The sequence below is a fragment of the Streptomyces albicerus genome, from assembly GCF_008905045.1.
Lineage (GTDB): Bacteria > Actinomycetota > Actinomycetes > Streptomycetales > Streptomycetaceae > Streptomyces > Streptomyces albicerus.
Genome location: NZ_VWMY01000184.1, coordinates 1 through 2214, shown reverse-complemented (window position 1 = coordinate 2214; position 2214 = coordinate 1). Strand labels below are relative to the sequence as shown.

The window sequence follows — 2214 nt, the reverse complement described above, 5'->3', positions numbered from 1 at the left end:
CGCTGCTCTGGCATGCCGACCCGAGCACGCAGCCCACCCGGCGCCCGCACCCCAACGCCGGGTACCTGGTGCGCGGGGTGGACGAGACCCTCGAGCATGTCGCGGCCGGCCGGGGCATCTCGTTCCTGGCCCGTTCGGCGTCCGTGTTCTACTCACATCCGGAAGTCGTCTATGTGCCCATCCCGGATCTGGCGCCCGACCAGGTGTGCCTCGCGGCGGCGGCATCGCGCACCTCGCCCGTGGTCGATGACTTCTTCACCGCGGCTCAGGCGACGGCCGAGATCACGGCAGAATGCGGGAACTATGAAATGTGGCAGCTTGGAAGCGATGCCGTTTCAAAGCGCGGTTGAGCAGTCCGACTGACAACAGCAGCGCCGACAGGGGGCACGCGGCCACAGCAATGGCGAAGGCATTGAGCTCGGGGGCAGAGGCGATGTTGGCGCACAGTGAGAATCGACATCGTCGCGCGGCCGCTTCCAGGATGATGAAAATCATGATCTCGTTGAAGTCGTCAAAGGCATTCTCGATCAATTCCGCGAGACACTTCCACTCCTCGATCTCGATCTCAATCTCAATCTCAATCTCACCGAGCATGCGAAGAATCCGCGCGGATGGTGTGATCTGTACCTTGGCCGACTCCCTCGAACGTGACGGCTACGGCATGACTCCGATCAGCCACCTGATCGTAGCGACCAGGCCCGACAAGATGAGCTACATGTCGCGCTGACGTCGACAATGCGAGCGGCCGCGGGGTGGACATGCAGGTGCGGTTCGTAGGTAGCGGGGTGCTTTCGGCAGTGGCGGGCTATTCCAGACATGCGTGCAGGTGTGTGGCGCCAGCATGACGCCGCTGGTGGACTGCGGGGCGACGAGCCTGGTCGCCATGCGACAGCAGGGCTTGGACCCGGCCGAGGTGGACACGGTGGTGGTGTCCCATCTTCACGGCGACCACTTCGGTGGCATCCCGTTCCTGATCCTGCACTGCCAGTTCTCCGGCCGCGTCCGGCCGTTGACGATCGTCGGCCCGGCAGGTGTCCGGGAGCGGGTCATCGCGGCGATGAAGGTGCGCGACGGTCCGCGCCGCCGACGTGGTCCATGCCAGTGGAGCCCCGCCGCTGTGACTTCTCGATCAATCACCTGGAAAGGTACGCCCTTCGCGCGCTCCCGAGGCTGATCCACAAGTCCTGAGCATGCTCGTCGCGTTCGGCGATGGTCTCGGGCCGCCTGACTGTTTTGCCCACGTCGTAGTGGGTGGCGGGGCGCTGGTTCTTCGACCCCGGGACTCGTGGGCTCGCATGTGGAGGCGTCGCGTATTCGTCGGCGGAGACCGGTTCTTGTCCTCAAGACGTGGCAGACAGTGATCACCGGGAAGTCTCGCCTCCGCTGGGTGTCTCGTGATCGCGATTCGCCGCTTACAGGTAGAGAGCTGCCAAGCGTGGCAGGCGGCGAGTCATTTCGTCTTGGTCGTCGAAGTCGAAGTCCCAAGTAGGGTCCAGCTCTGGGTATCGGATGGTGAACGCGTCGTCCGGGAGTTGCTTGCCGGTCGCCATGACGTGTGCGTTCCAGACGATGCTCAGCGCCTCCTCACAATCGAGATCGATGCCGTCGGCCGCTGAAGCTCGCACGATGGGTACTTCTGCGAGGGCATCGGGGGCAGCAACTATGCGCTCGAAGACCTCGCGTCCCTGCGCGATCAGCCAGCCGCGGAAGTAGTCGAAGCCGTCGTCGGAGCATCCGCCGTTGATCAGGTAGGCAGCGGCCCACAGTGGATTCGTATAGGAGTCGGCCATCAGGTCCCACAACACCTGCTGAGCGGCGACGATCTCCTCGGCCGGGCGTGTGGCCAGCAGCGAGGTTGCCCGGCGGACAACTTCTTCTCCGTCGTTCGGATCGGACGCCTGGGTACGGGCTGTTGCGATGAGCTGCCAGAACTGCTGTTTGTTCATGGTGGCAGAGCATGCCACCTGGTACTGACATGGCACCGGTCCCGGGAGATTGGCCCGCCAGAGCACCCACGTCGCCCAGGTCAGCGTGAGTGGTCACCGGGGGCGTATCGGCTCCAGGTTCCGCCGGCTTCGGCAACCATCCCTGTGGCGATCGTTTGTCGACACTCTCGAGCCGGTCGGCTAGGCGGTGTTTCTCGGATCTCCTGATGTGAGTGGGGTGTTGGGGTCAGGCTGGCGGTATGGGCCGTGGGGATTTAACGAATGCGGA

The 2214-nt window shown here is 64.0% G+C and carries 4 protein-coding genes; 2 read left to right on the top strand and 2 right to left on the bottom strand.

The annotated features are described in order from the left end of the window. Positions 1–350: LysR substrate-binding domain-containing protein (locus tag GAS53_RS54730; RefSeq protein ID WP_263974272.1), on the top strand; the 350-nt coding region annotated here is incomplete at its 5' end. Here GAS53_RS54730 and GAS53_RS54725 read toward each other — a convergent pair. Beyond that, positions 283–594: a hypothetical protein gene (locus GAS53_RS54725; RefSeq protein WP_151485282.1), complete on the bottom strand. Its 312-nt coding sequence runs from the start codon at positions 592–594 to the stop codon at positions 283–285. The genes GAS53_RS54730 and GAS53_RS54725 overlap by 68 nt on opposite strands. A 247-nt stretch (positions 595–841) precedes the next feature. On the opposite strand from GAS53_RS54725, the gene GAS53_RS54720 reads away from it, so the two are divergent. Further along, positions 842–1174 carry an MBL fold metallo-hydrolase gene (locus GAS53_RS54720; protein WP_151485281.1) on the top strand — a complete coding sequence of 111 codons (333 nt, stop codon included), beginning with the start codon at positions 842–844 and terminating at the stop codon, positions 1172–1174. A gap of 238 nt (positions 1175–1412) precedes the next feature. Here GAS53_RS54720 and GAS53_RS54715 read toward each other — a convergent pair whose 3' ends face one another. Continuing rightward, a complete protein-coding gene (locus GAS53_RS54715; protein ID WP_151485280.1) occupies positions 1413–1946 on the bottom strand; it encodes a DUF4240 domain-containing protein in 534 nt (177 codons plus the stop codon). Positions 1947–2214 lie beyond the last annotated feature (268 nt).